Origin of the sequence: Nocardia coubleae NBRC 108252 (assembly GCF_001612805.1) — a bacterium.
Taxonomy (GTDB): Bacteria; Actinomycetota; Actinomycetes; order Mycobacteriales; family Mycobacteriaceae; genus Nocardia; species Nocardia coubleae.
In genome coordinates, this window is sequence record NZ_BDBD01000007.1 from 115,067 (window position 1) to 141,816 (window position 26,750).

The following is a 26,750-nucleotide window of genomic DNA, read 5'->3' on the forward strand; positions in this document are numbered from 1 at the left end:
TGATATCGGCGCGCCGCCCGGGCACGCCGATATCAGCTCTACCAGCTATTTCTCCGTGTCGACCGGACGACGGTTCGCGGGAACCATGCCGTCACGCACGACGGGCGACCCGTCGGGGCCGTCACAGGTGCATTGCGGGTCGAGGCCGTCGCCGGCGTGGTCGGGGTGCTGCGGGTCCTCGGGATGCACGATCCGCGACGGCTCGGGAGTGAACACCCACACCGTCGCCGACACCGCGAGCACCGCCCCGGTCACCGCCATACCGACCCCGAACGACGTGCGGTCGGCCACCTCACCGATGACGATGGGGCCGAGGACCGCGCCCAGGTCGGCCGCCATCTGGAAGGCCGCGAGGACCGGCCCGCCGCGTGCCCGGCTGCCGAGCACATCGGCGAGCGCCGCCTGCTGTACCGGGCTGAACATGCCGGAACCGATGCCCGCGACGAACGAGGCGAGCAGGAACCACGGCAGCGACGGCGCGAAACCGAGCGCGCCGGTGCCGACCGCGCAGATCGCCGAGCCGAGGATCAGGAACGGTTTGCGGCCGAGCCGGTCGGATAATCGCCCCGAGGCGAACAGCACCGCACCGTTGCCCGCCGCGAACACGGTGAGCGCGACACCGGCCATGCCGGGTTCCTGCCGCAGGGTCTCCACCACCAGCAGCGGGACGAACGCCATCCGCACACCGAACACCGCGACACCGCCGGCGAAACTCGACAGCAGCACCGCGCGATACGCGGGCTCCGACCAGCCCTGCCGGAAGGTCAGTTCCGGTGTGGTCGTCGCGCTGTCGTCCTTCAGGACCGGTGACTCCCGCAAACCGGCGAACACGATCACGCACACGACGAGCAGGGCGAGCGCGTAGATGACGAACGGGGCCCGCAAGCCGAGCCCGGCCAGCGCACCACCGACCAGCGGACCGACCAGCGAACCGATCAGGAAACTCGTCGAATACACACCGGACACCCGGCCGCGCGCGGCAGGCGGCGACACCCGGATGATCAACGCCATCGACGACACCGTGAACATCGTCGACCCGATCCCGCCGAGCGACCGCAACACCAGCAGTTGCCAATACGTCTGCGCCAACGCGCACGCACCGGTCGACACCGCGACGATGAGGATGCCCGCCAGATACACCCGTCGCTCGCCGAGCTTCTGCACCAGGCGCCCGCTGGCGGGGGCGAACAGCAAGCGCATCAAGGCGAAGGCGCTCACGATCGCCGACGCGGCCGCGATACCGACCCCGAACTCGCGGGCGTACTGCGGCAGCACCGGCGCCACCAGCCCGAAACCGAGCGCGATGACGAACGCCGCCGCGATCAGCACCCAGATTTCGGCGGGTAGTCGAACCTTTGTCGCGGTACTCACTCGATCAGCGCCTGATTCACCATCTCCTCGGCGGCGGCCTGCACCTGGGTCAGATGCTCGGAACCGAGGAAGGATTCGGCGTAGATCTTGTACTTGTCCTCGGTGCCCGACGGGCGGGCGGCGAACCAGGCGTTCTCGGTGGTCACCTTCAGCCCGCCGAGGGGAGCGCCGTTACCGCGCGCGGTGGTGAGGATGCCGGTGATCTCCTCGCCGGCGATCTCGGTGCCGGTGATGGCGTCGGCGCTGAGCCGCGCGAGCTTGGCCTTCTGCTCACTGGTGGCGACGGCGTCGATACGCGCGTAGGCGGGGCTACCGTGCTGACGTTCGAGCTCGCCGTAGCGAGCCGAGGGGGTCTGACCGGTGACGGCCGCGATCTCGGCGGCCAGCAGCGCCAGCAGAATGCCGTCCTTGTCGGTGGTCCACACGGTGCCGTCCATCCGCAGGAACGACGCGCCCGCGCTCTCCTCACCACCGAAAGCCAAACTGCCACTGAACAATCCGGGCACGAACCACTTGAACCCGACCGGCACCTCGTACACATCGCGGCCGAGCACACCGACCACCCGGTCCACCATCGAGGACGTGACAACCGTCTTGCCGACCTTGGTGAGCGCGTCCCACCACATCCGGTTGGCGACGAGATATTCGATCGCGACCGCGAGGAAGTGGTTCGGGTTCATCAGACCGCCGTCGGGGGTGACGATGCCGTGGCGGTCGGCGTCGGCGTCGTTGCCGGTGGAGATGTCGTAGTCGTCCTTGATGCCGACCAGTCCGGCCATGGCGTGGCGTGAGGACGGATCCATTCTGATCTTGCCGTCGCTGTCGAGGGTCATGAAACGCCAGGTGGGGTCGACGAACGGGTTGACCACCTCGAGTTCGAGATCGAAGCGCTGCCCGATCTCCTCCCAGTAGTCCACGCTCGCCCCACCCATCGGGTCGGCGCCCATGCGGATGCCCGCGCCGCGAATGGCGTCCAGGTTCAGTGCGTTCGGCAGGTCGGCGACGTAGTGGTCGAGGTAGTCGTAGCGCTGCACATGGGTCTTCATCGCCTGTTCCAGCGACACCCGCTTCACCTCGGCCAGGCCGCCGCGCAGCAGTTCGTTGGCGCGCGCGGCGATGGCGTCGGTGGCCTTGGTGTCGGCGGGACCGCCGTGCGGCGGGTTGTATTTGAAGCCGCCGTCGCGCGGCGGATTGTGCGAGGGGGTCACCACGATGCCGTCGGCCTGGTGCTTGGTTCCGCCCTGATTGTGGCGCAGCACAGCATGACTCAGCGCGGGCGTCGGGGTGTAGCGACCACGCGCGTCGATCACGGCGGTGACGTCGTTGCCCGCGAGGACCTCGAGCGCGGTGGTCCAGGCCGGTTCGGACAGGGCGTGGGTGTCGCGCGCCAGGTACACCGGACCGGTGATGTCGCGGGTGGCGCGGTACTCGACGATCGCCTGGGTGATGGCCATGATGTGCGCCTCGTTGAACGCGCTGTCCTCGCTGGACCCGCGATGACCCGAGGTGCCGAAGACGACCTGCTGGCTCGGTTCGGCCGGATCGGGCACGCGGCTGTAGTACGCGGTGACCAGGTGAGCGATATCCACCAGGTCGGTCGGGCGGGCGGGCCGTCCGGCGCGATCGTGGGCCATGGTGGGTGTTCCCTTCCGTGTCGGCTGGGCGCGGCTGGTCATGAGGATCATGCGCACAACCAGTTGGTCAGGGACGCGGCGGCATACACCGAGGCCAAGCTCGCCGCGACACTGATCGCGACGTTGCCCAGGGCATACACGTAGGCGCCCTCGGTCACCAGACGTATGGTCTCGTAACCGAATGTGCTGAACGTGGTCAGCGCACCACAGAAACCGATTCCCGCGAACGCCAGCAGAGTACTGCCCGCGCTCGCGCCGATCAGGCCCCCGAGCAACGCCGAACCGACAATGTTAACCGTCAACGTCCCCCACGGCAGCCCGGCCGGGAACCGCGCCGAGACCGCCCGATCGACGAGGTAACGCGCGGGGGCACCGAGCATTCCACCCGCGAACACGAGTGCCGCGGTCATCGCCCGCCTCCCGCCGTGGGAGCCCACATCGCGACCATCGGATGGCCCCCTTCCGTCGTCGGATTCACGTGCCCTGCCCCACGCTGCCTGCCGCCCAGCGGGTCCCGATCATGGCGAGCGCCATCGCGCCGAGGCCCGCGAGGACCGAGAGACCGAGATAGGCCACGGCCGTGCCCGGCGAACCGGTGTCGATCAGTGTACGAAGCTCGAGGCCGAAGGTGGAGAAAGTAGTGAACCCGCCGAGCACGCCGATCCCGAGGAACGGGCGAACCAGCATCGGCGCCGCCCAGATCTCGGTGACCACGACCATCAGCACCCCGAGGGCGAAGCAGCCGACTACATTGACGGTCAGCGTCGACCACGGAAATTGCCCAGGACGCACCGGCCACCACTGGCCCACACCGTATCTGGCCGTGGCCCCGAGACCACCGCCCACCGAGATCGCCGCGAGGACGGCCGGGTCGAGCGCCGGGGGCCGCGATGCCATGCACTGCCCTCCCCTGCTAGTCCGACGGTGGTCGTTGCTCATGGTATCGAGTACCCCCGACAAACTAGCGCGCGGTGCGCGTCCGGCAAACCCCCAGCAGCCACCTCGCGCGAACGCCGATGGCCCGGACCGAGTCTCGGTCCGGGCCATCGGTTTACGACAGGTGGGTCAGTGCGCGAGCACCATCTCGCCCTCGGCGGGGGCGGGCACCTTGTTCGGCATGAGCACACCGATCACGATGGCGCCGAGCACGAAAGTGGCCGCCGCCCACCAGAAGCTGGTGGTGTAGCTCTCGATCGCGCCCTGGGCCATGGTCAGTGGACCTGGCTCGTGCGCGGACACGTAGTCGGTCATCGCCGAGGCCGCGATCGTGCTGAGCAGCGCGGTGCCGATGGAACCGCCGACCTGCTGGCTGGTGTTCACCATCGCCGAGGCGACACCGGCGTCGTCGTGCTGCACGCCCGCCGTCGAGCCCTGGAACGCCACCGACATGGCGCCACCGAGGCCGAGGCCGAGCAGGACGAGCGCGGGCAGGATGTGGGTGACATAGCTGCTGTCGAGACCGATGAAGGTGAGCCACACCATGCCCGCCGCGGCGACCAGGAAGCCGCCGCTGATGACGACCTTCGGCCCGACCTTGGGCAGCAGCAACGAGGGCGCGGTGGTGGAGGAGGCAACCATGCCGAACACCATCGGCATGAACGCCACACCGGTCATGATCGGCGAGTACTGCAGCGACAGCTGCATGTAGTACGTCAGGAACAGGAAGATCGCGAACATGCCGATGCCCATGATGAACACGGTCAGGTAGGAACCGGCACGGGTGCGGTCGGTGACGATGCGCAGCGGCAGCAGCGGGTGCGCGACGCGGGTCTCGATCCAGACGAACACCGCGAGCAGCACGGCGCCGCCGATCAGGAAGGCCAGCGTGGTCGGGTCGCTCCAGCCGTGGGATTCGGCGTGCGAGAAGCCGTAGACGATGCCGAACAGCGCCGCGGTGACGGTGATGGTGCCGGGCCAGTCGAGCTTGGGCCGCGATGCGGCGTTCACGTGCTTGGCCAGCAACAGCACCGCACCCACCAGCGCGACGGCGGCGAAGATCAGGTTCACATACATCGCCCAGCGCCACGACGCCCACTCGGTGAGCGCGCCGCCGAGCAGCAGGCCGATCGCGCCACCGGCACCGGCGACGGCACCGAAGATGCCGAACGCCTTCGCGCGTTCACCGGGTTCGGTGAAGGTGACGGTCAGCAGCGAGAGGGCGGCGGGCGCGAGCAGTGCGCCGAACACGCCCTGGCCGACGCGGGCGGCGACCAGCATCTCGAAGCTGTTGGCCGCGCCGCCGATGGCGGAGGCGACCGCGAAGCCGACCAGGCCGACGATGAAGGTGTTGCGGCGGCCGAACAGGTCGCTGAGGCGGCCGCCGAGCAGCAGCAGGCTGCCGAAGGCCAGTGCGTAGCCGGTGATGACCCATTGGCGGTCGGCGTCGCCGAAGCCGAGGTCGGCCTGGGCGGCAGGCAGCGCGATGTTCACGATCGTCGCATCGAGCACGACCATCAGCTGCGCGATACCGAGGACCGCGAGCACCCACCAGCGCAACGCGTGTGAGCCTCGCCGGTTCCCGGTGTCCGCACCGGACGCGGGACTCGTCCCCTTGTCGAGTGTGGTGGTCATGACTCCCCTTGCAGGTCTAGGTCGGTAGTTTCGGTGGCATAATCGGAGATATAGCCTCCGCTTCAGTCGAAGCTACCAGAGTAACGGAGAAACCACCTCCACTTAATCCGGCAATGAGTAGGATGCACCTGTGAATCACGCCACGACGACTGCCGCAGCACCTCGCAGGCTGCGCGCCGATGCCGCCCGCAATCAGCAACGCATCGTGGTCGCAGCCAGGGAACTCTTCGCCGAACACGGCCTGGAAATCACCCTCGACGACGTGGCCGAGCGCGCGGGCGTCGGCGTCGGCACGGTCTACCGGCGCTTCGCGAACAAGCGGGCACTCATCGTCGAGGTGTTCGAGCAGAACATGGTCGACTTCGCCGACGCGGCCGACGCCGCGACCCGCAATCCGGACCCGTGGCTGGCACTCGTCGAGTTCTTCGAACACGCCTGCAAGCACCTGGCGACCAACCGCGGCTTCGGTGAGGTGGTGCTCGAACTCGAAGAGGACCCGACCCGGTTCGCCGAGATGCGTGAGCGGATCCGCCCGTCGGTGGCGGCCATCGTCGACCGGGCGCGCGACGCGGGCGCGGTGCATCCCGACATCACCACCACCGACTTCTTCGCGCTGATCCACATGGTCAACTCGTTCATGGAGTTCGCCGCACCGGTCAATCCCGACGTGTGGCAGCGGTACATGGCCGTGGCGCTGAACGGCGTGCGCACCGATGCCGTGCCGCGCAGGCCGCTGCTCGCCCCGCCGCTCACCGACGCCGAGGTGGAGCAGGCCAAATCGGCCGCCTGCCTGGGTCGTCGCCGCTGATTTTCGTTCCCTCAGTAGCGCGGGTCACACTTGGTCCTCTACAGTTGGACACATGACCAAGAACACCTGGGTGAACTGGGCTGGCGAGCAGCGCTGCGCACCCGCCGTCGTCGCGACGCCGCGTGACGTCGAGGAACTCGCCGGGATCGTCACCGAATCCGCGGCGCGGGGCCGGACGGTGCGTGTCGCCGGTTCGGGCCACTCGTTCACCGACGCCGTGCTCACCGACGGCACCCTCGTCGACCTCGGCGCCATGAACAAGGTGCTCGACGTCGACACCTCGACCGGCCGCGCGCGCGTGCAGGCCGGGCTGACGCTGAACGCGGCGAGCCCCCTACTGCACGAGCACGGACTGGCCTTCCCCAACCTCGGCGACATCGACACCCAGACCGTCGCGGGCGCCACCGCCACCGCGACCCACGGCACCGGCGCGCGACTGCGCAACATCTCGGCGGCGCTGCACTCGGTGCAGGTGCTGTGCGCCGACGGCAACGTGGTGGAACTGAACGAGGAGACCGATCCCGAGGGCTGGCGCGCGGCGCGGGTGAGCATCGGCGCGCTCGGCATCGTCACCGAGGCGACCCTGCAGCTCGAGCCGTCGTTCGTGCTCGAAGGCGTGGAACGGCCGCTGCCGCTGGCGGACGTCCTCGCCGATCTCGACGAATTCGTCGACGGGAACGACCATTTCGAGTTCTTCGCCTTCGCGCACAGCTCCGTGGTGATGACCAAGGCGCTCAACCGCACGGACGAGCCCGAGCAGCCGCGCGGCGCGCTGAGCGAGTGGGTCAACGACATCCTGCTGTCCAACTATCTCTACGACGGCCTGTGCCGGGTGGGTCGCCGCGTTCCCGCGACAGTTCCGCTGATCCATCGTGTGGCCACCGTCGCGGGCAGCAACAACCGTCAGCGCGACCGCTCCTACCGTGTGTTCGCCACACCGCGCCTGGTGCGGTTCAACGAGATGGAGTACGCGGTCCCGCGCGCGCACGCGGCCGAGGCGGTTCGCGAGATGATCACGCTGGCAAAGAAATTCGGTACTCCCATGCCGATCGAGGTGCGCTGGGTGGCACCCGACGACGCCTTCCTCTCCCCCGCGAGCGGGCGCGACACCTGCTACATCGCGGTGCACCAGTACCAGGGCATGGAATGGGAACCGTATCTGCGCGCCTGCGAAGCGGTCTTCGACCGGTTCGACGGTCGTCCGCACTGGGGCAAACACCATTTCCAGACCGCCGAGACGCTGCGCGGACGCTATCCCGACTGGGATCGGTTCGCGGCCGTGCGCAAACGCCTCGACCCCACCGGGGTGTTCGCCAACGACTACGTGAACCGGGTTCTCGGTCCGCTCGGCTGAGGCGGACACCGCAGGACAACACCGTAGCCGCGCCCACACACGCGCGGGTTGATGCGATGATGGCGGTGATATCCGAAGCGCCACAAGCACTTCGCCCCTGCACCGAAAGGGCGACCATGGCCCACACACCCTGCGTGTTGTTCGTCTGCGTCCACAATGCGGGCCGATCACAGATGGCGGCGGGCTTCCTGCGCGCCATGGCCGGCGATCGCATCGAGGTCCGCACCGCGGGCAGCGAGCCCGCCGACGAACTGAATCCCGTCGCGGTGGCGGCGATGGCCGAGATCGGTATCGACATCTCCGGCGAACGGCCCAAGCCGCTCACCGACGATGTCGTCGGGCTGTCGGATGTGGTGGTGACCATGGGTTGTGGCGAGGTGTGCCCGTATTTCCCCGGCATCAGCTACCGCGACTGGGTGCTGTCGGATCCGGCCGGGCAACCGATCGAGGTCGTGCGCGGGATCCGCGATCACCTGCAGATCCTGATCGGCAACCTCATCGCCGAACTGGTGCCCGTGCCCGCGCGTTGATGTCCGATTCGTTCAAGACGACCGGCCTTCGCGCCGAATACGCTGCCGGACATGACTCCTCAGCTCGACGCCATCTCGATCATCGTGTCCGACATGGCCGCCTCGGTGGCCTTCTACCGTGCGCTCGGCCTGAACTTCCCCGAGGGATGTGAGACCGAGGGGCACGCCGAGGCTCCCCTCTCCGGTGGGATGCGGCTGCTGCTGGACACCGAGGCGACGGTCGCCTCGTTCACCCCCGGCTGGCAACCGCCCAGCGGCCCCGGCCGGAGCAGCCTCGCGTTCCGCTGCGCCGATCCGGCCGAGGTCGACTCGCTGTACAAGGAACTGGTCGGCGCCGGATACCACGGTGAGCTCGCGCCGTGGGACGCCTTCTGGGGCCAGCGCTACGCCGTGCTCGCCGACCCCGACGGGCACGGTGTCGACCTCTACGCGCCGTTGCCCAGCGGATAGGTCGACCAGCCGTGCGGGTCGCGCAGGCGCCGCCGATACCGGCCGAGCACCTCGCGGACCTCGTCGCTGACCGGCGGTTCGCCGTCCAGCTTGGTCCAGAGGTGGGCGTCGTGCTCGGTGAGTTGCACGGGTCCGGTGGTGGCGACGTCGACGACGAAGGTGAACTGTCTGGTGCGCGCGCCGTTGCCGGACAGATAGTCGAAGTCGCCCAGGTAGTCGGTGATGCCGGTGACCTCGAGGCCCGTCTCCTCGGCAACCTCACGGGCGAGGGCGTCGTCGAGTGACTCGCCGTGCTCGACGACGCCGCTCGGCAACTCCCACCGTCCGCTGAGGAAGTCGGATCGTCGGCGGCGCAGGATGAGTACCCGGTCGTGGCGCACGACGACGGCGCCGACGACAAGTCGGCGTACTTCGTCTCGTTCGGCCTCGATACGCAGCGTGGTGAACACGGATTCGTCGATCATCGGGTCACATCCTCTCGTCGTGGTTCGGACTGGGCCTGGCACATGCGACGGGGCGTGCACAGTGAGCATAACTTCGTATCGCAGTTGAGCCGAATGAGACTTTCCGGGCACCCTCAGCCGGGCTGCAGGCTACGCACCGTGCATCCGCCCAGGTCACGGACGTCGCGGGACAGATGCGCCTGGTCGGCGTAGCCGTGCAGGGCCGCCACCTCGGCGGCCGGAGTGCCCGCGCGGATGGTCTCCAGTGCGCGCTGAAATCGGAGAATCCTCGCCAACATCTTGGGGCCGTAACCGAATGCCGCGAGCGAACGGCGGTGCAGCATGCGTGCCGACAGTCCCGCGCGGGCAGCGGTGTGGGCGACCGATTCGCCCGCGGCCATGGCCTCGGCGATGCCGGTGAGCAGCGGGTCCGGTGCGGACGCTGCCGCCGCGAGGTCGACGGCGACGGATTCGAGAGCCACAACGCGGTCGGGCGAGTTGTCGACCCGATCGAGCAGTGCGCGGGCGCTGGCGGCGGGCACGATCGTGTCGAGGTCGACGCGCTGGTCGAGCAGTTCCACGGCGGGCACGCCGAGCACAGCCGGTGCGGCACCCGGGGCGAACCGGACGCCGACGAATTCGGCGGCACCGGCACGCACCCGTGCGGCACGGCTGTCCGGGCCCGCCACCATCAAGGTGCCCTCGGTCCAGATCAAGTCCATGCAGCCGTCGGGGAACACGCTGGCCTGGCCCGCGCCGCCGCCGGTGCGTTGCCAGACCACCGCGCGATCGACCCGTGACCGACGTTCCCGGTAGCCCATCCCCCGACGGTAGTACCGCCCACCGACACACTCGGTTCCGCCGGCGGCCGCCCGTCCGTAAGATCTGGCAACACAACGTTCGGCTCGGCGGAGGGGTGGCTGGATGCAATCGGCAGGCTCAGTGCACGGGCGACCGCGCGTGGCGGGGTTTCCCGGCGCGGATATCGACCCCGAACCCGATGTGTGGTCGGGTGCGGCGCTCGACGACGACCGGATCCGCGCGCTGGCCGTCGGCGCCTACTACGGGCGAAGCTGGGGCGCCTACTGCGACAGTGTCGCCTTCCTGCCGGAGGAGCCCGGCAGTTCCGCCACGCGCCGCGAGACCGCGATCGAGGGTCTGCACGAATCGTGGGGTGTCGACCACGCCGAGGACGCCCGCGACACCATCCGCCGGCTGCTGGCGGGCATGCACGCGCCGCTGTTCGAACTCGTCCACCCGCTCGCCGTCGCCGCGGCCACCGACACCGGGCGGGTCGACCGGTCGGGGCTGGCCGACGAGCACCGCGAATTCCTGCACACGCTCTCGGGTTTCCGTGGCTACCGGGGTCCGGCCGGTATCGACCGGGACTACGACGCCTGGTTGCAGGCCATCAAACTCGGCATCACCGACAACCTGCCCGCACCGCTGCAGAACGACGCCACCGCCTGGGATCTGGCGCGGCTGGTTTTCATCGCCCGCGCCTCGTGTACCGCCGGGTATCTCACCGAGGACGAGGCCTTCGAGCACATGCTCACCGGGCTCGACCGGGCGCGTCAGCACTATCGCAACTGGCGTCAGTTCGGCGACGGCTTCCTCACCGGAGCCATCTTCTGGGCCGCCACGCAGGATCTGTCGGCCGCGAAAAGCCAAGTGGCGGAACGGCGCCGGATGATCGCGGGTCTGCACCTCCGTCCGTCGAGTCCCTGGCGGCGGGTGGCGCTGCACGCGGGGGCGCCGGTGTTCAGCCCGGCATGGTCAGCATGATCCCGACCGCCTGACGGCGAAACGGTTCGTCGGCGACCATCCCGAGTTTGCGCCGCTCCACCAGCAGTTGCCACTCGCCGAACAGGTCGGCCGAGGACGGCAGCGACGGCGCGATCGATCCGTCGACGTGCTCGATCTCGCAGGCCAGGCGGATCGCCTCGGCCATCCGCTCGAAGTCGGTCGCGGTCCAGTCGTGGAAGTCCAGATCGGTACCCGCGCCCGAAATCCGCAGCGTCACCATGCTTTCCGCGCCCGACCGCACCGAGGCGTCGGTGAGTACGGACACCGGGAACTCGTACATCGCCCACGCGGAAACGAACAGCAACCGCAGGGTGGTGATCACGAGCAGACCCGGCGCGCCCTCGTGCCCTGCCTGCGCCAGCTCGAGGACGTACTCGTCCGGGCGGGCGGCGGCGTGCAGGGTATCGATCTCGCGGGCGCAGTTGCCCGCGTGCCGCATGCGGGCCGCCGCCGCGCCGACATCGGGTCGTCGCGGGCCGTTCGGGCCGAGAAGCGGGCGTGGCGGAACGAGACTCGGACGCGGCGGGAACACCCGGCGCAGACCGACCAGATCGCGTTCGACCGCGCGAACCAGCACCTGGGCCTGCTCACGCAACCCCGTCTCCAGGAACACCGGAACCGGATGCCGTTGCGTCGCTTCACCACCGACCACGAACTCCGCCGACCGGAAGAACAGCAGCAACGCCATCTGCCCGTCCTCGGTTGTCGCCAGCGCGATCCGCGCGAGTTCGGCCACCCCCACGTCGAGGGCGATCTCGTTGTCGGCCCGCAGCGGCGTCGTCACCAAGCGCCCGTCCGCGTACCGCACCGCGACCCGCGCACCCCATACCTCGATCACGCCCGCGTCCCTCCTGCCCGGCCCCCGCCTGGCTGGATCGTACCGAGCTGGTAACAACGCCCTCACACAGATGGCAGGCTTACCCCATGTCCGAAGAAGAAAACCCGACCGAGTCACCCACCGAGGCGACCAAACGCAAGTTCCGCGAAGCCCTCGAACGCAAGAACGGCAACGCCTCCGTGGCCGGCGCCGCCCAGAACGAAGCCAAGCTGCGCGGTACGTCCGCCGCTGCGGGTGGAAAGCGCACGTTCCGCCGTCGCGCGGGCGGCTGATCCCTTGACCGGGCCCGCACCGTGTCCAGCGGTGCGGGCCCGATCTGTATCAGTCTGCGGTGAAATTCATTGGTGCGTAACAGAACACGCCGCGAAAACGGTGTGCTCGAGATGAAGCTCTCGAGAGGTGCGAACGCTGAGATCGCCGCGTCCGCAGTCGATGTCGAACTGCGCTGGACATCGCAGCGTGAAGTGGATCCGCAGGCACTGCTGTTGACCGAGGCAGGCAAGATCCGCACGAACGACGATTTCGTTTTCTACAACGCCGCACGCCACCCGTCCGGCGCGGTCGCCCTCACCGCGTCTGATGTCGGCCGCTCGGTACTCACCGTCTCGCTCGACACCGTAGAGGCGGCCGTGTCTCGCGTCGTCATCTCGGGTTCTGTCGATGAGGGGTCCTTCGCCGACATCCCCGGCCTCAGCGTGACCGTCTACGACGGAAGCAACGTCCTGCTGTCGTTCGATGTGGACGGGGTCGAAGCGGTCACCGCGATCATGCTCGGCGAGCTCTACCGGCGCAACGGAGTCTGGAAATTCAGGGCCGTCGGTCAGGGTTGGGACAGCGGACTGCGCGGTCTCGCGGAGGAATTCGGGGTGGAGGTCGACGATCCACCGTCCGAAGCGCCGACTGCGCCGGTGGCCGGAAAACGGCCGCACACCGACAATGCGCCGGGTTGGTATCCGGACTCGTCGGCACCCGACCGGCTGCGTTGGTGGAACGGCACGGCTTGGACCGACGACAACCACCCGATCATTCCCCCGAACCCCGGGCTGTGTGATCGCTGCGGCAGGGAGAAGCGGATTCCGCGGTTCGGCGGCCAACGCCCCTGCCGATGGTGTGAGAGCGATGTCAGCAGGTTCCTGGAAGGGTGGCGGTCGCGAGCCTGGCAGGTGCTGACGACCTGTGGACCGCGCGGTGACGCGTGGGATCAGCTGTGGATCGAACTGCGTTTCGAGCGGATTCACGAGGCCTCCGGTCGCGAAGCGTTGCGACCCCTGGCTATCTCATATCTGGAGCGCGTCGTCAGCTTCGCCTTCGCTGACAACGAGATCGACGACTCCGAAATGGAGAACTTCACCAGGACCGTCGCCGACCTGCAACGAGCGGTCGACCTCGGAATCGCTCGGCAGCGGGTCGAGGAACTGCGGCAGCGCATGCATCGCGGTCGTGCGCTGACCCAGGTGCGGGCGGGCGAACTGCCAAGCGTCCAACGGCAAGGCCTCCACCTGGAAGTCGACGAGACTGTGTACCTGGATGTGAACGCTGCCCAGGTGAAGTACTTGGCCAGCGGTCCCAAACACACGGAAGGCCGGCTGATCGGCAGCAGCAAGAAGCTGCGGTTCGTCAGCGCGGGAGCAGGCACGGAGTTGCCCTGGGCGAAAATCGTATCGATCTCGGCCGAGTACGGGAACGTGATCATCGCCGCCAGTACCGCACGCGGTGGCGGAACCTATCGGGTGCCGGACCCGGAGTACGTCGCGGCAGTCCTCGAGGGTGCGCTCCGGGTAGCGAAACGGCTCGTACTTGCTCCTGGCCAACGGGATTCTCGGTCGATTCCACCCCACGTGAAGGCGGCCGTGTGGCAGCGCGACGGCGGGCGATGCTGCCAGTGTTCCGACACCCACTACCTCGAGTTCGACCACGTGATCCCGCTGAGCCGCGGTGGCGCGACGAGCATCAACAACCTCCAGATCCTCTGCCGCAAATGCAACCTCGAAAAGGGTGCGCGGCTGTGAGCAACTAGAAGCGTTCGGAGTAGCGAGTGGGGGTGGCACCACATTTCGTGCCACCCCGACTGATCGTGGAATCTGCTACCGGCGCGACCGCCGCCCTGCTGAGCATCTTCCGTGGGGGTATCGCCTGACCTCGCGTCCTTTGCGCCGCCGGTACGCACATAATGTGCGGGTGCCCGAACCGCTGCTCGCCCACGCCGACCACCATCAGTTCGTCGTCGGCGCGGTGACGGCCGAGACATACGAACCCTTCGAGTCGGGCAGCGTAATGGAGGTCGGGCAGAACTTCGTCACCGTCAAAACCGGCATCGCCTACGGGCCCGTCTCGCTCACCTGACCGTCCTGGACGACGCGCCGACGGGCGACGTGGGCGATGCGGATTGGGAGGTGATCGAGGAAGCCGACATCCAGGTCGGCAAAGCTGTCCACGTGCTCGGTCTCGACGGGGCGCATGCTCCGGGCTTCGATCGCGTTCCTGTTCGCCGAGGTCGCTATCGCTGTCGGGTGTCCGGTCGGGGTCGTGACGAATACTGGGATCTGGAGGTGTCGCACCCTTCGGAGTCGTATCTGGTGCAGTTCTGGAAGGTCGCCCGGCCGACTCCGATGGTTCGGCTCCACAAGACAGACGCCGTGCCCGACGATGGCATCATCATCCACCCACGCCGCAACTGGTGGGCCCCAGACCCGAGCGCCGACGCGACCATCGCCCTGCGCTACGGATATGAATACGTCGTCGAGCAGGCCAAGGAGGAAGCTCGCCGCTGGGGCGGACGGCCACCGACCGACACACTTCGCAGCCAGTACTACGCGCAGGCGTTCGCCTACCTCGATCGGGGCTTGGTCGATGCCATCGTGCGGGCACGAGCACCGAAACTGCGCACGATCGCCGCATGGGCAGCACAGCGGGCATGCACCACATCCGGTGCCGATCAGATCGACTGGGTTCAGACCGCACTCGCGGTACTACCCGAGGGTGGACCGCTCCCAGCGGTCTTCGACGCACCCGACCTCCACCAGCACGTCACCGAGGCGGTAGAGACAGGGCGCAAAGCGACCTCCGCCGTGTACGCCGTCCGCGACGTCCTGCGACACGAGCCACTGCGGGCCGTTTTCGCCACCATGGCGGCAGCGGCTGACATTCCCGGCGACGACCACGCTGCGGTCATCGCGAGTCTGCGGGCGGAGTTCTTCCCGAAACTCGTCCCCGCCGACCAGTACGAACGCTGGATCTGATGAAAAAGCCCCTCACCTGTGTATCAGGTGAGGGGCTCTGAGTGGAGCTGCCAGGAACTGACTCGAACCGCACTGATCTCCGCGAAAGGTTCGCTGAGCTGCGGAGACTTCTCGATTTAGGCGGACCAGGCAGATCAAGTCCGCAGAACAAGCCACGGCCGCGGAACTCGGGCGGCACGAAGATTAGCTGGCACCGGAGGAACTGCCACGCGGGCGTAGGCAAGTACGAAACCGGCGCGTATTCGGCTCAGTTGAAGATCGAGTACCGCATGTCCAAATGGACGGTGGCAAAGATACTGCGTGACAACGAAGGTCCAATCCGACCGGTCGGAGGCGCATCGATCTTGACCTCGATGAGATGGACAACGCACAAGGGAGACGATGGTGGTTCTCAACCCGTAACAGATAGTCGTCGAGGATCGCCCGGGGGGAACTTCATCTTCTGAGGAAGGATGAAGTCCGCGGGTTCGAAGAACTGATCGAAAGCTCCCACGTACGGGCGAAAAAATGGGGCCGCCGCGACCCGACCAAGCCCGGTAGACCGCGCCAAGGCGAGCTCCACGCACCACTTGTTGTTTGCGGCCACGGTTTCCCACTCGCCGTGGAGTTCCACGGCGAAAGTCAACGACCGCAACTGGTGTTCGCGTCCGTGCTCGATCGGGTTCGTTCCGTGCGCGGTGAGTGAGGGCAACCGCGTCGCCTGATCAAGTTTTAGATCACCGACAAGGTTCCGACTACCCAGCGTGTATGCCGAGCTTCGGCAACGCGGGATCACCGGCTATACCCATCGTCATCGTCATGGAACCCGGGACTAGGTCACCGCCGGCCGCTGGATCGTGGAGTAAACCCTCGCACTGCTCCACCACTACCGACGACGGACCGTCCGGTGGGAACGGCCCATCGACATCGACTACGGATTCTTCAAATCTCGGTGCGCCATTTCGTTGGCGACGGCTCAACAACCAGACCCGTCAGGATCTCTTAGCATTCTAATGGCCGGTGCCGTTTGCCGACAGAAGACCTTGCAAAAACTCGGTAGTCTCCTCAGGCGAATAAGCAGACTCTGCAATACTGTTAAACAGTTGACGATACTGGTCGACCTCGCGAGCCCGGTCAATATAGATCGCGCTAGTAAATTCCTCGATATAGACAACATCCGGATTGCCATCCAGCGGCAAACTAAGCAGGGTGAACGGCCCCGGATTCGAAGGCGGATAGCTAGAGACTGGGAGAACCTGCAAGGTCACATTATCTCGCTGACCGATATCTATTAGATACTGTATCTGCTCCTGCATGTCAGCCCCTTCAGGTGAACGATAGAGTGCGGCCTCGTCAACAAGCGCCCACAAGCTCAGCCCACCAGAACGAACAAGCACCTGCTGACGGTGCATCGCCACCGAGACACGGCGCTTGACACCTACAGACATCGATTCCCGAATTACAGAGCGAGCATATTCAGGCGTTCGCAAAAGGCCCGGAATGTGAGGCGATTCAAACGTGCAAATCCGATCAGAAAAACGTTCCAGTACGATATATGACTCGAACCATTCGGGCAACTTATCTACATACCCGGTCCACCAACCTGACCTATCGGCAGTCATCGCAAGTTCATCGAACTCGCGATGAATTTTGGGGTCACCTATCCCATATGCCGTTAATGCGCGACGCACCCATCTCCGACCGAACTTCGCCGTACCATTCTCGACATCGCTAAGACTCTTCTCCGTGCATCCCAAATGATCGCCGATTTCATTGAGGCCGATTCCGTTCTTATTCCGTACGTCAAATAGGTACCTTCCAAGTGCAATACGGAGTACCGTCGGCTGCAGCGAGGAAGCAGTCGGGCCAACCTCACCGTCGGCGGCCAGATCCAACTCCCCGCTCGCGCTCACAACTAGTGAATGTCCGATGTCCCCAAGGAATTCACCAAAACGCGACACAGCCGAATCATCACCGCTTTTCACCATCGTCGAGGCGAACCTGTACGCCTCGTCAAGCGCACGGTCAGCTGTTGGCGACGCATCGGTTCGTTGTCCGACGGCCAGACCATCCGCGATAGCGGAGACAGGTGGGCCGTCGATCGCCAATCTTGGCTCGCCACCCTCAAGGATTCTCTTTGAGCTTCCCGGCTGCCAGCCAAGCACCTGCTCCACGATGGCCAGCGAACCTTCCGACACCGGCCTGGTACCCCGTTCCAGATCCCCGAGGAGCCTGTAGCTCAGACCCGCCTTCTGGGCCAGATCCTGCCGCGTGGGCATGCCGAGCTCGGTCCGCCGAGCAATCACCCTGCCTGCCAAGCGTTCCCAGTCACCGAAGCCGTCCATGGGCACACTATGCCACTTCCCGGATAGTGCATGGGCAACCCAAACCAGAATAGCAACCCAACCGTGGCCTGCCGCTCTGACCTCGAACGACGAACTTTATTGGCAGAGAATTCCTTTCAATCTGGCAGATAATGCCAATTCGCGGCTACGATCAACGCTATGCGAACTGGAGACGAGTGGGCGCGGGTCGGCGCGACTATTAGGGCGCTACGTCGACTATCGGGGGTCAGTCAACAAGAGCTAGCCGAGCAGGTCGAGATCAGCTCCAGCCATCTTTCCAACATCGAAAACGGGCGGCGAGCGTGCTCACCTACCCTCGCGCAACGCATGGCCGGAGTATTCGCGGTCGATCCGAAAGCGATCATGACTGCCGCGGCGTCGGTTGACGATCCACCAAAAGGAGCCTTCGGCCGCCGCCCGATAATTTCGCCTCGCCGCGCGACTGCGCGACCACGCCCACCCTTGCATCGGAAGTAGCCATGCACACCACAGACACCCGTACAGAAATGAATCGGTGCAGCACCGCACTGGTCGTGCTTTCGCTGACGGCAACGGCAGCGCTAGCCATAGTTGCCGGACTCCTTGGCGGCATCGTCGCCGCGCTACTCGGCACACCGATGGCCGGAGCGATCGCGGTCGGCGGCAGCTCCTTCACCGCGTCAATGATGATCGGACTCGCGATCGTCAAGCTGGTGATACGCCGCTAGCCACTCGATCACCCGGCGGTGGACGTCAAGTTAGACCGACGACAGAGCTACCGCCGGACTACGGGACCACCGCTGGCGTCCGCTGCAGTCCTCCCGGAGGTCACTGAGTTCATGCGTCAGTCCACGCGGGCCTACAGACTCGGCACTGCACGATTATCGGAATCGGTCCGGCGGGCGTCTACCGAAAGCCACCCATCTGGTGACGCGACCACCACGCAGTGCAATCGGCACGGTTGCGGGGTGACTGAAGACTCGCTCGGTTCAGGCCCAGTTCACAGCCGCTCGCAGGCAAAGGCCCCGACCTGTACCTGGTCGGGGCCTCGAGTGGAGCTGCCGGGAATCGAACCCGGGTCCTCCGCCGCGTCTTCAGGGCTTCTCCGTGTGCAGTTCGCTATGTCTCTACTCGGATCTCCGGGTCTCGCGAACAAGCTCGGATGACGATCCCAGTCGCTGTTCGATGTCCCGCCCAGATCCGCGACCGACCTGGACGGTGATTCCCTCTAGCTGATGCCAGTACCCGGGTCGAGGGACGAACCCGGACTGACAGACACGCTTCGCTACTTAGGCAGCGAGAGCGTAGTCGCGCTGATTGGAATCGGCGCTTAATTGGTTGCAACGACGCTTACGGTGGTCTCTTGCCTGCACCGACACGCTTCCCCTGAATCAACGTACGCAGTCGAAACCGTTCAGCCCCGTACGTGCCCGCACCTTGCGGGCTAGTCATATTAACACCCGTGCTTCCCGGTTTCTTCCCCTTATTTCTGCCAGCGCGGGGTGGCGTCGTGGTGACCGGGTAGCGAACCGGCCAATTGGTCCGGCACAGTCGGTGGGGGCGAGTATCGTTCTCGATCGGTCGAACCGGGAGAAGCGAGATCGCCTGGGCGGCTGGACCAAGGAGTTGATTGATGGCATTCCCCCGTCGGCGTGGGCTGCGCCGGGTCGCGGTGATTCCGGCTGTTGCCGGACTGGTGCTCGCCGCGGCGTGTTCGGCCGGTGAGTCGGAACAGGCTCCCGGCGTGAGCAGTCAACCCTGTCCGGGTTCCGCGCACCCCGATCGCGGCTGCCTGTACCTCGGAGTGCTCTCGGACCTTGCCGACGGCCCGTTCTCGGCGCTCGGTTCGTCGATGAACGAGGGTCAGCTCGCGTTCTGGAACCAGGTCAACGAGTCGGGTGGGATCGGTGGCTACGACGTCGACATCACCACCCACAGCCGCAACACCTCACTCGACCCGGGCAGGCATCGTGCCGGCTACGCCGAGATCGAACCGAATGTGCTCGCCCTCGCGATGAGTTTCGGCACCTCGCAGACCATCGCGATGCTCAACCAGATGGACGCCGACAACATGGTGAGCACCGCCGCCACCCAGTGGTCGGGCTGGAACTACCGCAGCGCCGACCGCAACCTGGTGCTCAGCGCGGGCTACTCCTACTGCACCGAAGCGGTGATGGGCCTGGACTGGTTCGCCGAGAACCACTACGCGCCGACGAATATCGCGGTGGTGTCCTACCGGGGCAACTACGGCGGCGACTACGCCAGCGGCGCGCTGAAGTGGGCGCTCGCGAACGGCGCGACCATCGCCGACCGCATCGACACCGGACCCAACGGCGAGGTGGGCAATCAGGACGGACCGGTGCAGGAGGTGCTCGCCGCCGACCCCGATCTGGTGATGCTGGCCACCGGCCCCGCCGAAACGGCCGAAATCGTGGGCAAGCTCGTGCGCGCCGGGTTCACCGGCCGGTTCCTCGGTTCGCTGCCCACCTGGAACGCCGCACTGCACCAGACCGCCGCCGCCCCGGCGCTCGCCGCCCGCTACAACTACATGACTCCCGTCGACAGCTGGGCGGGCGACAGCGTCGGCGCGCAGAAGGCACGCGAGGCGACCGATCACGAACCGTCCAACTTCGGTTATTCGCTCGGCTGGGCCATCTCCTACCCGCTCAGGGCATTGCTCACGGAGGCGGCGGAGCGCGGCGAGCTCACCCGGGAGGGGCTGCGTCGGGCCGCCGAGGGGCTCAAACCCGACGGGGAAGGCATCGTCGCCATCCATCCCGTCGGTGCGGACGCGCCCGATCTGAGCAAGGAGTGGACCGTGGTGTTCCAGCCCGACGACAGCGCGCCGATGGGTGCGCGGCCGATCGCGGTCGGCTACCAGGGGTCGACGCTGGCCAGGCTCGGACTGCACGAACCCTGCACCCGGTTGTAGAGCTCAGCCCGCGGCGATCATCGCGACCGCCGCGAGCGCGAGCACCAGCCCGAATTTCTGGGTGCGACTGATTCGTTCGCCGAGCAGCACCATCGCCAGCAGCACGGTCGCCGCCGGGTACAGCGAACCGATCACGCTGACCACCGACAGCATCGCCCCGTGGAAGGCGTAGAGCAGGGCGGCGTTGGCGATCACGTCGAGCACGCCGATCCACAACGCCAACCGCAGCGGTTCACCGTGCAGACCGGCGAACTGACCGGCGGCCAGAGCGCAGATCCACACCACCGCCGTCGCGGCGCCGCGCTGGCCGAGCAGCGGCCACAGGCCGGCGGCCGGGTCGGTTTCGTGCAGGAAGAAGAAGGCGAATCCGAACGCGGCGCCGGAACCGACGGTCAGCAGGGCGACGCGACGGGAGAAGCGCAGTTGCCGTCCGCCGATGATCTCCTCGGTGGTCTCGTCCGGTGCCTCACGGCTCACCAGCACCACCGCGACGAGCGCGAGCGCGATACCGGCGATCGCGGCCGGGCCCGGGCGCTCACCGAGGAAGAAGCCCGCGATCACCGGAATACCGGCCACCAATACCGCCGTGACCGGGGAAACCACCGCCATCGGCCCGTCGGCCAGCGCGGCGTAGAACCACCACACCGCGAGCCCGCTCGCCACACCGGCGGCCAGCCCCCACAGCATCGACGCGGTGTCGGGATGGCCGCCGACCAGCGGTGCGATCAGCAGGACCAGCAGCACCGACCACGGATACGAGACGACGACGACCCGCAGAGCGGTGACTCTGCGGGCCGCGATGCCGCCGAAGAAGTCGCTGACTCCGTAACCCGCCGCCGCGATCAGGGCGAGGACGACGGAGATCAACGCATGCCTTTGACCCGCCGACCGATCTCGCGGGTGACCTCACGCTCGGCCTGGCGGCGAGCCAGATCCTGGCGCTTGTCGTAGTCCTGCTTACCCTTGGCCAGGGCCAGCTCCACCTTCACCTTGCCGTCGGAGAAGTACATCGACAGCGGCACCAGCGTCTGGTTGCCCTCGCGGGACTTGCCGACCAGGTGCTCGATCTCACGCTTGTGCAGCAGCAGCTTGCGGTTACGCCGGGGCGCGTGGTTGGTCCAGGTGCCGTGGCTGAACTCGGGGATGTGCAGGCCACGCAGCCACACTTCGCCGTGGTCGACCGTCGCGAAGGCGTCGACGAGCGAGGCCTTGCCCTCACGCAAGCTCTTCACCTCGGTGCCGACCAGCGCGATCCCCGCCTCGTAGGTGTCGAGGATCGTGTAGTTGTGCCGGGCCTTGCGGTTGGTCGCGATGACCTTCCGGCCTTTCTCCTTCATAACGGTCAACTGTAAGTGACGGCGCCAGCGGTTTATTCCATGGCCGGATCAGGCGCGGGCCGCGGCCCTTGCCAGTGCGCGGTCGCGTTGTTCCTCGAAGCGGGCGGCCTTGACCTCGAGATCGGTGAGATAGGCGTGCAGTTCGTCGCGGGCGCGTTCGCCCTCGGGGCCGAAGTCGGAGCGTTCGAAGATCCGCCAGGTGCGCAGCACCGGCTTCAGCACGGTGTCGAGGTGCTGGCGCAGGTCGTAGACGCCGTGCTTGGCGAGCAGGACGGCGTTGCGGCGGAAGTTGGGCTGGTTCAGGCCGGGCATCTGGAAACGCAGGATGACATCGGTGATCGCGGCCATGGCGGCGTCGGGGGTGAGGTCGAGGGCGGCGCCGCACAGTTTGCGGTAGAAGATCATGTGCAGGTTCTCGTCGGCGGCGATGCGCGCGAGCATCCGGTCGGCGATCGGATCGCCGCACAGGGTGCCGGTATTGCGGTGGCTGATGCGGGTGGCCAGCTCCTGGAAGGTGACGTAGGCGACGCCGCGCAGGAACTGGGAACCCTTCTCCGGCTTGGCGATACCGGCGGTCATGTGCGCCATCCGTGCCTGTTCCAGGGCGACCGGGTCGACCGCGCGGGTCACCACGAGGTAGTCGCGCATGACGATGCCGTGCCGGTTCTCCTCGGCCGTCCACCGCCCGACCCAGGTGCCCCAGGCATTGTCGAGGCCGAAGGTGTCGGCCAGTTCACGGTGGTAGGAGGGCAGGTTGTCCTCGGTGAGCAGGTTGGTGATCATGGCCGCCCGCGCCACTTCGCTGAGCTTGGATTGCCCCGGTTCCCAATCGATTCCACCCATGGCGGCGAAGTTGCGACCCTCGTCCCACGGCACGTAGTCGTGCGGGTTCCAGTCCTTGGCCTTGGCCAGGTGGTCGTTGAGGTTGTCCTCGGCCGTCGATTCGAGCTCGGCGAGGATGTCGCGGTCGGACAGGTGGAGCTGCATCTGGTGTCACCTCGAAGTTGCGGGAGAGGACTCGGAGTCCGTGCCCCTACGATCGGCCCAGGTCGTGGCGGGCGTCGGCACAGTCGCGGAATACTGTGTGCGATCACAGTGGGCCGCACCGTCGGCTAGTCCGCGGGCAGCATGGGGCCGAACTGGTCGATGCTCAGCGGTAGGTGGGGCCAGGGGGCGGTGTCGGGTGTCAGTTCGCCGACCACGGTGACCCCGGCCGCGTCGAAGGCGGCTCGCGCCCGGGCGACGTGGTCGGCGGAGGTGACGAGCACGGCCGAGGTCAGGTTGTGCTCGCTCATCAGGGCGGCGGTGTGGTCGGCGTTGCCGATGGTTGAGTCGGCGTGTGGCTCGCGCAGGATGCGGGCTGGGTCGATACCCGCGTCCTCGAGCCAGCTCGCCATGGCGTCGGCTTCGCTGCGACCCGCCTGCGGGTTGCCGCCGGTGACGATGATCGGCGACCACGGCGCGAACACCGCCTGCACGTAGCCGGTCCGCAACCGGCGCAGCAGTTCTTCGCGCATGGTGCCCTCCGGGGTGAGTCCGTACCCGAGGATGACCACCGCTGTGTCGCCGCCGTACGTACCCGGCACGGTGGGCGCGACGATCCGGCGCAGATCCTGGATCACAGTGACCACCGCTGGTTCCGCCGACACCGATTGTGCTGCGGCACAGACGAATCCGGTTGCGGTGAGGGCCGTGCACACCCCTCGGATCGCCCACTTGGTCCAGACCATGGCCGTCGCCTCCTTGCGCGGACCGATCACCGTTCGATCGGTCGAGGAGGCCAACGGTGCGCCGTGGAAGGCGACGCTGGAAGGGCTATGACGTGCGGCTACCGGAATTCACAAGGGTGTGGTGGGCGGTGCTGGTCCGCGCCATCACAAACATTACGGTCGCCGCCGGGGTCAGCCGCCCGGACGCAACAGCAGATAGAGGGCGAGCGCGGAGGCGAAGACGAGGACGAGTGCCACCGTCGACCAGCGCGGCCTGCCCCGGTGCACCGGGCGGTGGCCGCCGAGCAAGGACGGTGCGACCGCCGGGTCGATATGCCGATGCGGCATCGGCGCGAGGGCATCCGCGCCACCCGAGCTCGACCCACCCGACGTCTCCGACTCGGAGCCTTCACCATTGGCCATGAATCGACACTAACGCGGCACCCCCTGATCCGTCGCGAGTTCCCTTCCCGCTAGTCGCCCGCCAGCGTGGCCAGCACCCCCTCCCCGTACCGGGCCAATTTGTTCTCGCCGACCCCGGCGACGGTGCCGAGGGCGGCGAGATCGCCGGGTTTGCGGGCCGCGATCTCGCGCAGGGTCGCGTCGTGGAACACCACGTAGGCGGGCACACCCTGTTCCTTGGCGGTGGCCGCGCGCCAGGCCCGGAGGCGTTCGAACAGTGGCACATCGGCGGCGGGCAGGTCGGCCGCGGCCTTCGCCGCCTTGGGTGCGCGTGCGGGCCGGGTGGGACGTTCGGGTTCGCGACGCAATGCCACCTTCCGGCCCTCGAAGAGCACCTCGTTGCCCGCGTCGGTGAGGGCGAGGACGCCGTATTCGCCCTGTACCGCGAGGAAACCGCCGGCCAGCAACTGACGGACCACTCCGCGCCACTCGGTGTCGCGCAGGTCGGTGCCGATACCGAACACGGTGAGCTCGTTGTGGCGGTGCTGGGTGATCTTCGGGTTGGTCTTGCCGAGGAGGATGTCGACGAGGTGACCGGCGCCGAAGGCTTGTCCGCGTTCACGTTTGAGACGCAGCACCGTGGAGAGCAGTTTCTGCGCGGGGACGGTGCCGTCCCAGGTTTCGGGTGGGTTCAGGCACACGTCGCAGTTGCCGCAGCCCTGTCCGGTGGGCTGCTGCCCGAAATAGTTCAGCAGTTGCGCGCGTCGGCAATTGACCGTCTCGCACAGGGCGAGCATGGCGTCCAGGTGCAGTTGCAGTTGCCTGCGGTGAGCGGCGTCGCCTTCGCTCGAGTCGATCATCTTGCGCTGCTGCACCACATCGGCCAGCCCGTAGACCATCCACGCCGTCGACGGCAGACCGTCGCGGCCCGCGCGGCCCGTCTCCTGGTAGTAGCCCTCCACCGACTTCGGCAGGTCGAGGTGGGCGACGAACCGCACGTCGGGTTTGTCGATGCCCATGCCGAAGGCGATGGTCGCCACCACGACCAGCCCGTCCTCGCGCAGGAACCGAGCCTGGTTCTCCGCGCGCACACGGTTGTCCAGGCCCGCGTGGTACGGCACCGCCCGCACACCGTTCTCGTTGAGCATGGCGGCGGTCTTCTCCACCGAATTGCGCGAGAGGCAGTAGACGATGCCCGCGTCGCCGGGATGCTCGGTGCGGATGAACTCGAGCAGCTGCCGGTCGGGGCGGTTCTTGCCCTCGATCCGGTACTGGATATTGGGCCGGTCGAAGCTGGCGACGAACTGCTTCGCCTCACCCAGATCGAGTCGTTCGACGATCTCGGCGGCGGTCTTCGCCGTGGCGGTGGCGGTGAGCGCGATGCGCGGAACGTCGGGCCAGCGTTCGTGCAGCAGCGACAGCGCGAGATAGTCCGGCCGGAAATCGTGGCCCCACTGCGACACGCAGTGCGCCTCGTCGATGGCGAACAGGGCGACCGTGCCGCGATCGAGCAGCCGCAGCGTGGATTCCAGGCGCAGGCGTTCCGGCGCCAGATACAGCAGGTCCAGCTCGCCCGTCACGAACTGCGCCTCCACCGTGCGTCGCTGATCGGGCGACTGGGTGGAGTTGAGGAACCCGGCCCGCACCCCGAGTGCACTCAGCGCGTCGACCTGGTCCTGCATGAGCGCGATCAGCGGTGAGACGACGACACCGACACCCGGGCGGACCAGCGAGGGCACCTGGTAGCACAGGGATTTGCCGCCGCCCGTCGGCATCAGGACGAGCGCGTCACCGCCGCCGATGACCTGTTCGACGATGGCGGCCTGGTCGCCACGGAAGCTGTCGTAGCCGAAGACCCGGCGTAAGACCTCGTCGGCCGTCTCACCGCGTGCGGGGGCCGCCGCCCGGCCCGGGGTGGCGGGGGCGAGGTCGTCGAAGTGGAAGCCGTCGGTGTCGTCGAAATCGTGTTCGGAGACGTAACCGCCGCCCGACGAGTAGGGGTCGTCGGGCGGGAAGTCTTCCGGAGGGAAGTCGTCGGGGGCTGTGGCGCCGGAATTGCTCACCGGGCCATCCTACGAGCGAGCGCCGGGACCGCAGCCCCTCCGCCGACCCCGATCACCGCCATGACCGGGATCTGCTCACATGTGGATAACTCGCCTCTCACGCCCGCAAACGGGCAAGGACCTCGGAGTGCAGGGGGCCATTGGTCGCCACCGCGTCGCCGCCGTGCGGGCCCGGGCGCCCGTCCAGGGAGGTGAACGTGCCACCCGCCTCGCAAACCAGAATGTCGAGGGCAGCCAGGTCCCACAACGAGACCTCCGGTTCGGCAGCGATATCCACAGCCCCCTCGGCCACCAGGCAATAGTTGAAGAAGTCGCCGTACCCCCGGACCCGCCACACCTCGTCGGTGAGGTCGATGAACTTCTCCCGCAGCCCCCGCTCGTGCCAGCCCGACAGCGAGGAGAACGCCAAACTCGCCGAATCCAGCTCGCCCACCGCCGACACCGTGATGGGTTTCGGAGCACCGGGATGAACCTGAGCCCACGCCCCCGACCCCGCCGCCGCCCACCAGCGCCGACCGAGTGCCGGGGCGCTGACCACCCCGACCACCGGAACACCGTCCTCCAGCAGGGCGATCAGGCTGGCCCACACAGGAACACCACGAACGAAGTTCTTGGTCCCGTCGATCGGGTCCACCACCCACTGCCTCCCGGTGAACTCGGCATCGCCGCCGAACTCCTCACCGAGAACGGCATCGTCCGGGCGTTCGGCACTCAGCACCCGACGGATCACCTGTTCCACCGCGAGGTCGGCATCAGAGACAGGTGTGAGATCCGGTTTCGAGTCGACCTTCAGGTCAACTGCGCCGAAGCGCTCCTTGGAAATGGCGTCGGCCTCATCGGCCAATCGAAGAGCAAGGTCCAGGTCAGCGGAGTAGGCAGCCACGGAAGGAGTTTATGGCGAGCCACAACCGCAACTCGAATGGGATTCCCCGAGTCCGCCACCTACCGCACTCCCAGCCA

Annotated in this window: 28 protein-coding genes and 1 other RNA gene; 12 read left to right on the forward strand and 17 right to left on the reverse strand. The window is 67.0% G+C overall.

All coding sequences use genetic code 11. The annotated features are described in order from the left end of the window. Positions 1 to 45: 45 nt before the first annotated feature. The 5 genes from NCO8_RS06220 to NCO8_RS06240 form a co-directional block, all read right to left on the reverse strand. The gene (locus NCO8_RS06220) at positions 46 to 1,371 is read right to left on the reverse strand and encodes an MFS transporter (RefSeq protein WP_067491794.1); all 1,326 of its coding nucleotides are present in this window, start codon (positions 1,369 to 1,371) and stop codon (positions 46 to 48) included. Beyond that, on the reverse strand, positions 1,368 to 3,005 hold the full coding sequence (pgm, locus tag NCO8_RS06225; RefSeq protein ID WP_067637230.1) for a phosphoglucomutase (alpha-D-glucose-1,6-bisphosphate-dependent): 1,638 nt from the start codon (positions 3,003 to 3,005) through the stop codon (positions 1,368 to 1,370). The genes NCO8_RS06220 and pgm overlap by 4 nt, the downstream gene beginning before the upstream one ends. Positions 3,006 to 3,052: 47 nt before the next feature. After that, positions 3,053 to 3,415: a fluoride efflux transporter FluC gene (locus NCO8_RS06230; RefSeq protein WP_067491792.1), complete on the reverse strand. Its 363-nt coding sequence runs from the start codon at positions 3,413 to 3,415 to the stop codon at positions 3,053 to 3,055. A 64-nt stretch (positions 3,416 to 3,479) separates the two neighbouring features. Further along, positions 3,480 to 3,902, reverse strand: coding sequence for a fluoride efflux transporter FluC (locus NCO8_RS06235; RefSeq protein WP_067637161.1), 423 nt, complete (start codon positions 3,900 to 3,902; stop codon positions 3,480 to 3,482). Positions 3,903 to 4,070: 168 nt separating this feature from the next. Further along, on the reverse strand, positions 4,071 to 5,576 hold the full coding sequence (locus tag NCO8_RS06240; protein ID WP_067637163.1) for an MFS transporter: 1,506 nt from the start codon (positions 5,574 to 5,576) through the stop codon (positions 4,071 to 4,073). 130 nt (positions 5,577 to 5,706) lie between these two features. Here NCO8_RS06240 and NCO8_RS06245 point away from each other — a divergent pair, with 130 nt between their 5' ends. The 4 genes from NCO8_RS06245 to NCO8_RS06260 all read left to right on the forward strand — a co-directional run bounded on the left by NCO8_RS06245 (position 5,707) and on the right by NCO8_RS06260 (position 8,718). Then, on the forward strand, positions 5,707 to 6,384 hold the full coding sequence (locus tag NCO8_RS06245; RefSeq protein ID WP_067491786.1) for a TetR/AcrR family transcriptional regulator: 678 nt from the start codon (positions 5,707 to 5,709) through the stop codon (positions 6,382 to 6,384). 52 nt (positions 6,385 to 6,436) lie between these two features. After that, positions 6,437 to 7,738, forward strand: a complete 1,302-nt coding sequence (locus tag NCO8_RS06250) for a D-arabinono-1,4-lactone oxidase (RefSeq protein WP_067637166.1) — start codon at positions 6,437 to 6,439, stop codon at positions 7,736 to 7,738. 116 nt (positions 7,739 to 7,854) lie between these two features. Continuing rightward, the gene (locus tag NCO8_RS06255; protein WP_067491782.1) at positions 7,855 to 8,268 is read left to right on the forward strand and encodes an arsenate reductase ArsC; all 414 of its coding nucleotides are present in this window, start codon (positions 7,855 to 7,857) and stop codon (positions 8,266 to 8,268) included. A gap of 51 nt (positions 8,269 to 8,319) precedes the next feature. Further along, positions 8,320 to 8,718, forward strand: a complete 399-nt coding sequence (locus tag NCO8_RS06260) for a VOC family protein (protein ID WP_067637168.1) — start codon at positions 8,320 to 8,322, stop codon at positions 8,716 to 8,718. On the opposite strand, the gene NCO8_RS06265 is transcribed toward NCO8_RS06260, so the two are convergent. Both NCO8_RS06265 and NCO8_RS06270 read right to left on the reverse strand, forming a co-directional pair. Then, the gene (locus tag NCO8_RS06265) at positions 8,694 to 9,182 is read right to left on the reverse strand and encodes an NUDIX hydrolase (RefSeq protein WP_067637170.1); all 489 of its coding nucleotides are present in this window, start codon (positions 9,180 to 9,182) and stop codon (positions 8,694 to 8,696) included. The two genes, NCO8_RS06260 and NCO8_RS06265, sit on opposite strands and share 25 nt — an antisense overlap. Before the next feature lie 113 nt (positions 9,183 to 9,295). Then, the gene (locus NCO8_RS06270; RefSeq protein WP_067637172.1) at positions 9,296 to 9,982 is read right to left on the reverse strand and encodes a helix-turn-helix domain-containing protein; all 687 of its coding nucleotides are present in this window, start codon (positions 9,980 to 9,982) and stop codon (positions 9,296 to 9,298) included. A gap of 139 nt (positions 9,983 to 10,121) precedes the next feature. Between NCO8_RS06270 and NCO8_RS06275 the strand changes: the two genes are divergently transcribed. Then, positions 10,122 to 10,946 (forward strand): DUF1266 domain-containing protein, encoded by an 825-nt coding sequence (locus NCO8_RS06275; protein WP_067637175.1) that lies wholly within the window; start codon positions 10,122 to 10,124, stop codon positions 10,944 to 10,946. On the opposite strand, the gene NCO8_RS06280 is transcribed toward NCO8_RS06275, so the two are convergent. Beyond that, positions 10,924 to 11,805, reverse strand: a complete 882-nt coding sequence (locus tag NCO8_RS06280; protein ID WP_067637177.1) for a hypothetical protein — start codon at positions 11,803 to 11,805, stop codon at positions 10,924 to 10,926. The genes NCO8_RS06275 and NCO8_RS06280 overlap by 23 nt on opposite strands. 86 nt (positions 11,806 to 11,891) lie before the next feature. On the opposite strand from NCO8_RS06280, the gene NCO8_RS06285 reads away from it, so the two are divergent. The 4 genes from NCO8_RS06285 to NCO8_RS06295 all read left to right on the forward strand — a co-directional run bounded on the left by NCO8_RS06285 (position 11,892) and on the right by NCO8_RS06295 (position 15,044). Next, positions 11,892 to 12,077, forward strand: a complete 186-nt coding sequence (locus NCO8_RS06285) for a DUF5302 domain-containing protein (RefSeq protein ID WP_067637179.1) — start codon at positions 11,892 to 11,894, stop codon at positions 12,075 to 12,077. 111 nt (positions 12,078 to 12,188) lie between these two features. Then, a complete protein-coding gene (locus NCO8_RS06290) occupies positions 12,189 to 13,814 on the forward strand; it encodes a TerD family protein (RefSeq protein WP_084456665.1) in 1,626 nt (541 codons plus the stop codon). A 169-nt stretch (positions 13,815 to 13,983) separates the two neighbouring features. Next, positions 13,984 to 14,148 (forward strand): hypothetical protein, encoded by a 165-nt coding sequence (locus NCO8_RS32345; RefSeq protein WP_245655262.1) that lies wholly within the window; start codon positions 13,984 to 13,986, stop codon positions 14,146 to 14,148. A 50-nt stretch (positions 14,149 to 14,198) separates the two neighbouring features. After that, positions 14,199 to 15,044 (forward strand): transposase, encoded by an 846-nt coding sequence (locus NCO8_RS06295; RefSeq protein ID WP_245655263.1) that lies wholly within the window; start codon positions 14,199 to 14,201, stop codon positions 15,042 to 15,044. Between the two features lie 989 nt (positions 15,045 to 16,033). Here NCO8_RS06295 and NCO8_RS31125 read toward each other — a convergent pair. Then, positions 16,034 to 17,368, reverse strand: a complete 1,335-nt coding sequence (locus tag NCO8_RS31125) for a Scr1 family TA system antitoxin-like transcriptional regulator (RefSeq protein WP_157104796.1) — start codon at positions 17,366 to 17,368, stop codon at positions 16,034 to 16,036. Between the two features lie 159 nt (positions 17,369 to 17,527). On the opposite strand from NCO8_RS31125, the gene NCO8_RS32855 reads away from it, so the two are divergent. Continuing rightward, positions 17,528 to 17,845 (forward strand): helix-turn-helix domain-containing protein, encoded by a 318-nt coding sequence (locus tag NCO8_RS32855; RefSeq protein WP_084456653.1) that lies wholly within the window; start codon positions 17,528 to 17,530, stop codon positions 17,843 to 17,845. Positions 17,846 to 17,847: 2 nt separating this feature from the next. After that, positions 17,848 to 18,075, forward strand: coding sequence for a hypothetical protein (locus tag NCO8_RS06305; RefSeq protein WP_157104797.1), 228 nt, complete (start codon positions 17,848 to 17,850; stop codon positions 18,073 to 18,075). A 322-nt stretch (positions 18,076 to 18,397) separates the two neighbouring features. Here NCO8_RS06305 and ssrA read toward each other — a convergent pair. Then, positions 18,398 to 18,769, reverse strand: a transfer-messenger RNA (tmRNA) gene (ssrA, locus tag NCO8_RS06310). 211 nt (positions 18,770 to 18,980) lie between these two features. Here ssrA and NCO8_RS06315 point away from each other — a divergent pair. Further along, the gene (locus NCO8_RS06315) at positions 18,981 to 20,279 is read left to right on the forward strand and encodes an ABC transporter substrate-binding protein (protein WP_067637185.1); all 1,299 of its coding nucleotides are present in this window, start codon (positions 18,981 to 18,983) and stop codon (positions 20,277 to 20,279) included. Between the two features lie 3 nt (positions 20,280 to 20,282). Here NCO8_RS06315 and NCO8_RS06320 read toward each other — a convergent pair whose 3' ends face one another. The 7 genes from NCO8_RS06320 to hisN all read right to left on the reverse strand — a co-directional run bounded on the left by NCO8_RS06320 (position 20,283) and on the right by hisN (position 26,673). Further along, positions 20,283 to 21,146, reverse strand: coding sequence for an EamA family transporter (locus NCO8_RS06320; protein WP_084456655.1), 864 nt, complete (start codon positions 21,144 to 21,146; stop codon positions 20,283 to 20,285). Further along, positions 21,143 to 21,616 (reverse strand): SsrA-binding protein SmpB, encoded by a 474-nt coding sequence (gene smpB / locus NCO8_RS06325; protein WP_067637187.1) that lies wholly within the window; start codon positions 21,614 to 21,616, stop codon positions 21,143 to 21,145. Before smpB ends, NCO8_RS06320 begins: the two co-directional genes overlap by 4 nt. Before the next feature lie 48 nt (positions 21,617 to 21,664). Next, the gene (locus NCO8_RS06330; protein WP_067491765.1) at positions 21,665 to 22,603 is read right to left on the reverse strand and encodes an acyl-ACP desaturase; all 939 of its coding nucleotides are present in this window, start codon (positions 22,601 to 22,603) and stop codon (positions 21,665 to 21,667) included. 125 nt (positions 22,604 to 22,728) lie between these two features. Next, entirely contained in the window at positions 22,729 to 23,346 is a 618-nt protein-coding gene (locus NCO8_RS06335) for a YdcF family protein (protein WP_084456670.1), read from the reverse strand. A gap of 171 nt (positions 23,347 to 23,517) precedes the next feature. Beyond that, the gene (locus NCO8_RS06340) at positions 23,518 to 23,748 is read right to left on the reverse strand and encodes a WLR motif membrane protein (RefSeq protein ID WP_067491761.1); all 231 of its coding nucleotides are present in this window, start codon (positions 23,746 to 23,748) and stop codon (positions 23,518 to 23,520) included. 50 nt (positions 23,749 to 23,798) lie between these two features. Continuing rightward, positions 23,799 to 25,790 (reverse strand): DNA helicase RecQ, encoded by a 1,992-nt coding sequence (recQ, locus tag NCO8_RS06345; RefSeq protein ID WP_067637192.1) that lies wholly within the window; start codon positions 25,788 to 25,790, stop codon positions 23,799 to 23,801. A 97-nt stretch (positions 25,791 to 25,887) separates the two neighbouring features. Continuing rightward, positions 25,888 to 26,673, reverse strand: a complete 786-nt coding sequence (hisN, locus tag NCO8_RS06350; RefSeq protein WP_067637194.1) for a histidinol-phosphatase — start codon at positions 26,671 to 26,673, stop codon at positions 25,888 to 25,890. Between the last annotated feature and the right edge of the window lie 77 nt (positions 26,674 to 26,750).